At 61.4% G+C, this 215-nt stretch carries 1 protein-coding gene; it reads left to right on the top strand.

Annotation, left to right across the window (positions count from 1 at the left end):
* The coding region (locus tag KW839_RS27450; protein ID WP_218426057.1) for a hypothetical protein at positions 1 to 215 on the top strand (215 nt) is incomplete at both ends.

Here is a 215-nt window from a genome sequence, read left to right as displayed (position 1 = left end):
CACCCTCAACACCACGGACGCCGACTTCAAAGCCCTGCACGGCGGTGGTGATGGCAGCGAGACCTTCCAATACACCATCACCGACGCAGACGGCGACACCAGCACCGCCAACCTGGTGCTGCAGATCCACAACAACGACGACACCGTGACCCTCGACGGCCTGAACGTCTACGGTGGAGAGCTGACCGTCTACGAGAAAAACCTCAGCGACGGCA

Origin of the sequence: Pseudomonas sp. PDM31, assembly GCF_019218965.1 — a bacterium.
Classification (GTDB): domain Bacteria; phylum Pseudomonadota; class Gammaproteobacteria; order Pseudomonadales; family Pseudomonadaceae; genus Aquipseudomonas.
Note: the sequence above shows the minus strand (reverse complement) of the source record. Positions and strands in the feature narration are given on the sequence as shown.